This window comes from Variovorax sp. 01T439_2, assembly GCF_056398445.1.
This window is the reverse complement of sequence record NZ_JBFTPJ010000345.1, coordinates 1-5,503: the sequence shown is the minus strand read 5'-3', so window position 1 is coordinate 5,503 and position 5,503 is coordinate 1. Positions and strand designations below refer to the sequence as shown.

At 69.1% G+C, this 5,503-nt stretch carries 4 protein-coding genes; all 4 read left to right on the top strand.

Going from position 1 to position 5,503, the window contains the following annotated elements; translation table 11 throughout:
• Positions 1-1,488: peptidoglycan D,D-transpeptidase FtsI family protein (locus tag AC1DOC_RS17165; protein ID WP_478130146.1), on the top strand; the 1,488-nt coding region annotated here is incomplete at its 5' end.
• A gap of 2 nt (positions 1,489-1,490) precedes the next feature.
• Complete coding sequence (locus tag AC1DOC_RS17160) at positions 1,491-3,053, top strand: Mur ligase family protein (RefSeq protein ID WP_478080561.1); 1,563 nt, start codon at positions 1,491-1,493, stop codon at positions 3,051-3,053.
• On the top strand, positions 3,050-4,480 hold the full coding sequence (locus AC1DOC_RS17155) for a UDP-N-acetylmuramoyl-tripeptide--D-alanyl-D-alanine ligase (RefSeq protein WP_478130145.1): 1,431 nt from the start codon (positions 3,050-3,052) through the stop codon (positions 4,478-4,480). Before AC1DOC_RS17160 ends, AC1DOC_RS17155 begins: the two co-directional genes overlap by 4 nt.
• 15 nt (positions 4,481-4,495) lie before the next feature.
• Positions 4,496-5,503, top strand: a 1,008-nt coding sequence (gene mraY, locus AC1DOC_RS17150) for a phospho-N-acetylmuramoyl-pentapeptide-transferase (protein WP_478130144.1), incomplete at its 3' end; no start/stop codon positions are given.

Genomic DNA, 5,503 nt, shown 5'->3' with positions numbered 1-5,503 from the left:
CCGAGCATCTGGGCCATTCCGGAAGACATCGAGCGCGACGACCCCGAGGTGCGCGCCAAGCTCAAGCAGGTGGCCAAGCTGCTCGAGATGCCGCAGAAGGACTTCGACAAGAAGCTCGAGGACGAGGACAAGACCTTCGTCTGGATCAAGCGCCAGGTCGACGAGCCGATTGCCAAGCAGATTGCCGCGCTCAACCTCAAGGGCATCTACCAGCGCAAGGAATACAAGCGCCAGTACCCCGAGGGCGAGGCCGCGGCGCACGTGGTGGGCTTCACCAACGTCGAGGACAACGGGCAGGAAGGCATCGAGCTTTCCTTCAACAAGGAACTGGCCGGCAAGGCCGGCTCGCGCCGCGTCATCAAGGACCGCCTGGGCCGCGTGGTCGAGGGCGTGGGCGAGCAGGTGCCGCCGGTCGACGGCAAGGACATCCAGCTCAGCGTCGACAGCAAGGTGCAGTTCTTCGCCTACCAGAAGCTGCGCGACGCCGTGACCGCGCGTCGTGCTAAGGCCGGCAGCGTGGTGGTGCTGGACGCGGTCACCGGCGAGGTGCTGGCACTGGCCAACTACCCGAGCTACGTGCCCGACAAGCGGCAGAACCTCACGGGCGAGCAGCTGCGCAACCGCGCGCTCACCGACACCTTCGAGCCCGGCTCGACCATGAAGCCGATCACCGTGGCCATGGCGCTGGAGGCCGGCCGCGTGAAGCCCTCGACGCTGATCGAGACCTCGCCCGGCCGCTTCCAGCTGGGCGGCTTCACCATCAGCGACACGCACAACTACGGCACGCTCACGGTCGAGGGCGTGATCCAGAAGTCCAGCAACGTGGGGGCGCTCAAGATCGCGCAGAAGATGACCCCGCACGAGATGTGGGACACCTACACCGCGCTCGGCTACGGCCAGAAGCCGCAGATCCAGTTCCCCGGCGCGGTCACGGGGCGCCTGCGCCCCTGGAAGACCTGGAAGCCCGTGGAGCAGGCCACCATGGCCTATGGCTACGGCCTGTCGGCGTCGCTGTTCCAGATGGCGCATTCGTACACCGCCTTCGCGCACGACGGCGCGATCATTCCGGTCACCATCCTCAAGAGCACCGAGTCGCCCGCGGGCGTGCGGGTGTTCTCGCCGTCGAACGCGCTGGCGGTGCGCAAGATGCTGCAGATGGCGGCAGGCCCGGGCGGCACCGGCACGCGCGCGCAGACCGTCGGCTATTCGGTCGGCGGCAAGTCGGGCACCGCGCACAAGCAGGTTGGCAAAGGTTACGCGAGCAACAAATATCGCGCGTGGTTCACCGGCATGGCACCGATCGAAAAGCCGCGCATCATCGTCGGCGTGATGATCGACGAGCCGAGCGACGGCCAGTACTTCGGCGGCGTGGCCGCCGCGCCCGTTTTCAGCGAGGTCGTGCAGCAGACCCTGCGCATGATGAACGTTCCGCCCGACCTCGCGGTCAAACCGCTGGTGGTGACGCAAGGCGTCGACGAGAGCTTCTGAGCATGCTGACACTCACTTCCCCTCAACTCGCCGCGCTCTGGCTCAAGGAGCGCGTGCAGGGTGCGCTGCATGCGGACAGCCGGCCGGTGGGCGCGGGCGACGGCTTCATTGCCTGGCCCGGCGCAGCCACCGACGGGCGCAGGCACGTGGCGTCGGCACTGGCGCAGGGCGCCGCGGCCTGCCTGGTCGAGCAGCAGGGCGCCGAGGCCTTCGGTTTCGATGGCGACGAACGCATTGCAAGCTATCCGGGGCTCAAGGCCGCCACCGGCCCGATCGCATCGGCCTTCTACGACAACCCCTCGGCCGCGCTCGAAGTGCTGGCCGTGACCGGCACCAACGGCAAGACCTCCACCGCATGGTGGCTCGCCGAATCGCTTTCCACGCTGGCCGTGCCCGGCGGCGTTCGCGCGCCGCGGCTGGACGGCAGCGCCGAGCGCGGCGTGCCTTCGCCCTGTGCGGTGATGGGCACGCTGGGCATCGGCGTGCCGCCGGAGCTCGTCTACACCGGCCTCACCACGCCCGACCCGGTGATGATGCAGCGCGAGCTGCGCGCGCTGGTCGAGCGCGGCTTCGGCGCCTGCGCCATCGAGGCCTCGTCGATCGGCATTGCCGAACGCCGGCTCGACGGTGCGCGCATCGCGGTGGCGGTGTTCACCAATTTCACGCAGGACCATCTCGACTACCACGGCAGCATGGATGCCTACTGGCAGGCCAAGGCCGAGCTGTTCCGCTGGCCCGGGCTGCGCGCCGCGGTGATCAACATCGACGACGTGCACGGCGCGAGCCTGTGCGCGAACCTGCTCGAGGCCGGCATCGGTGCGCTCGACGTCTGGACCGTGTCGGCCGCCGGCGCGCCGGCGCGGCTCATGGCGCGCGACGTCGGCTACGACGCGCAGGGCCTGCGCTTCTCGGTGGCCGAGCACGACAACGACGCCGTGGAGCGCATGTCGACCGGCCTGATCGGCCAGTACAACGTGGCCAACCTGCTGGGCGTGCTCGGCACGCTGCGGGCCCTGGGGCTGTCGCTCGCGCAGGCCGTGGCGGCCTGCAGCAGGCTCACCAGCGTGCCGGGCCGCATGGAGCGCGTGGGCGCCGCCGATGCGAATGCGGTTGCGCCGCTGGCGGTGGTCGACTATGCCCACACGCCCGACGCCCTCGACAAGGCGCTGGCCGGCCTGCGCCCGCTTGCGCAGCAGCGCGGCGGCGCGCTCTGGTGCGTGTTCGGCTGCGGCGGCGACCGCGATCCGATCAAGCGCCCGATGATGGCCGCGGTGGCCGAGCGCCAGGCCGACCGCGTGGTCGTGACCAGCGACAACCCGCGCAGCGAGAACCCCGACGCGATCATCAGCCAGGTGCTGCTCGGCCTCGCGCGCCCCGAAGCGGCCCAGGTGCAGCCCGACCGCGCGGCCGCCATTGCCGACGCCATCGCGCAGGCCGCGCCGCAGGACGTGGTGCTGCTCGCCGGCAAGGGCCATGAAGCCTGGCAGGAAATCGCCGGCCAGCGCATTCCGTTCTCGGACCGGACCCATGCGCTCGATGCGCTTTCGAAGCGGGGTGCCGCATGAGCCACTCGCCGATGATGTTCACGCTGGCCCAGGCGCRGCAATGGATTCCAGGCGCGCGCCTGGTGGGCGACGGCGCTACGGCCATTGCCCGCGTCCATACCGACACCCGCACGCTCGCGGATGGCGACCTGTTCGTGGCGCTCAAGGGCGAACGCTTCGACGCCAACGAATTCCTGGCCGATGCCAAGGCGCGCGGCGCCGTCGCCGCCATTGCGCACGGCGGCCTCGAGGCGGCCGGCCTGGCAGGGCTCGAGGTGCCCGATTCGCTGGCCGCGCTTGGCGCGCTCGGCGCCGGCTGGCGCGCGCAGTTCGATCTGCCGCTGATCGCCGTGACCGGCAGCAACGGCAAGACCACCGTCACGCAGATGATCGCGGCCGTGCTGGTCGCCTTCAGGGGCGATCGCGCGCTCGCGACGGCCGGCAACTTCAACAACGAGATCGGCGTTCCGCTGACCTTGCTGCGCCTGCGCGCGAAGCACCAGCATGCGGTGGTCGAGCTGGGCATGAACCATCCGGGCGAGATCGCGCGGCTCGCGGCCATCGCGCGTCCGACCGTCGCGCTGGTCAACAACGCGCAGCGCGAGCACCTGGAGTTCATGGCCACCGTGGAAGCGGTGGCGCTCGAGAACGGCGCGGTGTTTTCCTTCGTGCCGGAGGACGGCACCGCGGTGTTCCCGCACGGCGACGAATTCGCTCCTCTGTGGAACGACATGGCGCACGACGGCGCCACGCGCCGCTGCATGACCTTCGGCGAGCATGAAGACGCCGATATTTCTCTGGTGGGCGCCGAATGGCAGCAGGGCGCATGGCAGGTCCGCATCCGCACGCCGCTGGGCGACTTCGATGCGCAGTTGCACATCGCGGGCCGGCACAACGTCGTCAATGCGCTGGCGGCGACCGCGTGCGCGCTCGCTACCGGCATTCCGCCCGAGACCATTGCGCGCGGCCTCTCGGCCTTCGAACCGGTGAAGGGCCGCTCCAAGGCGAGCGCGGTGCTGCTGCCCGGCGGCCATTCGCTCACGCTGGTGGACGACAGCTACAACGCCAACCCCGATTCCGTGCGCGCGGCCATCGACGTGCTCGCGGCCTTGCCTGGCCCGCGCCTCCTGGTGCTCGGCGACATGGGCGAGGTCGGCAACCGCGCGCCCGAGTTCCATGCCGAGGTCGGCGACTGGGCGCGCCAGCGCGGCATCGAGGCCGTGTATGCGCTCGGCGCCGAAACCGCGCACAGCATCGCGGCCTTCGACGGCGGCGACAACGGCCGCCATTTCCCGGACATCGAGACGCTCGGCGCCGCGGTGCTGGCGCGGCTGCCCCAGGTGGGGAGCGTGCTCGTCAAGGGCTCGCGCTTCATGAAGATGGAGCGCGTGGTGCAGGCGATCGAGCAATCACGACAACAACAAAAGGAGGCCGGTCATGACGCATGAGCCGCGCGACACCACATGCTGATGAGCCTGGCCCAATGGCTGCAGACACTTTCGCCCGAGTTCGGGTTCTTGCGCGTTTTCCAATACCTCACCTTCCGTGCGCTGATGGCTGCGCTGACGGCGCTGGTGGTCGGCCTGGTGGCCGGGCCCTATGTGATCCGCCGCCTGGCCGCGCTCAAGATCGGCCAGCCGGTGCGCGGCTATGGCATGGAAACGCACCTCACCAAGAGCGGCACGCCCACCATGGGCGGCGTGCTGGTGCTGTTCGCCATTGCCTTCGCCACGCTGATGTGGTTCGACCCCTCCAACCGCTTCGTGTGGATCGTGCTGTGGGTCACGCTGGGCTTCGRCGCCATCGGCTGGGTCGACGACTGGCGCAAGGTGGTGCGCAAGGACCCGGAGGGCATGCGCTCGCGCGAGAAGTATTTCTGGCAGTCGGTGGTGGGCCTGATCGCGGGCTTCTACCTGCTCTTCAGCATCTCGGAAAGTTCGAACTGGCGCGTGCTGCAGCTGTTCTTCGCCTGGGTGCAGTCGGGCTTCGACCTGGACTTTCCGCCCAAGATCAACCTGCTGGTGCCCTTCTTCAAGGAAGTGAGCTACCCGCTCGGCGGCATCGGCTTCGTGATCCTCACGTACCTGGTGATCGTGGGCGCKAGCAACGCGGTCAACCTGACCGACGGCCTGGACGGCCTGGCGATCATGCCGGTGGTGATGGTGGGTTCGGCACTGGGCGTGTTCGCCTACGTCACGGGCAGCGCGGTGTATTCCAAGTACCTGCTGTTTCCCAACATCCCGGGCTCGGGCGAACTGCTGGTGTTCTGCTCGGCCATGGCCGGCGCGGGGCTCGCGTTCCTCTGGTTCAACACCCATCCGGCGCAGGTCTTCATGGGCGACGTGGGCGCGCTCGCGCTGGGCGGCGCGCTGGGCACCATCGCGGTCATCGTGCGCCAGGAGATCGTGTTCTTCATCATGGGCGGCATCTTCGTGGTCGAGGCGATCTCGGTGATGGCGCAGGTCATGTAC

Excerpts from the sequence above, each read along its gene's own strand:
- AC1DOC_RS17160 (WP_478080561.1), top strand. The coding sequence starts at position 1,491 with ATGCTGACACTCACTTCCCCTCAACTCGCCGCGCTCTGGCTCAAGGAG.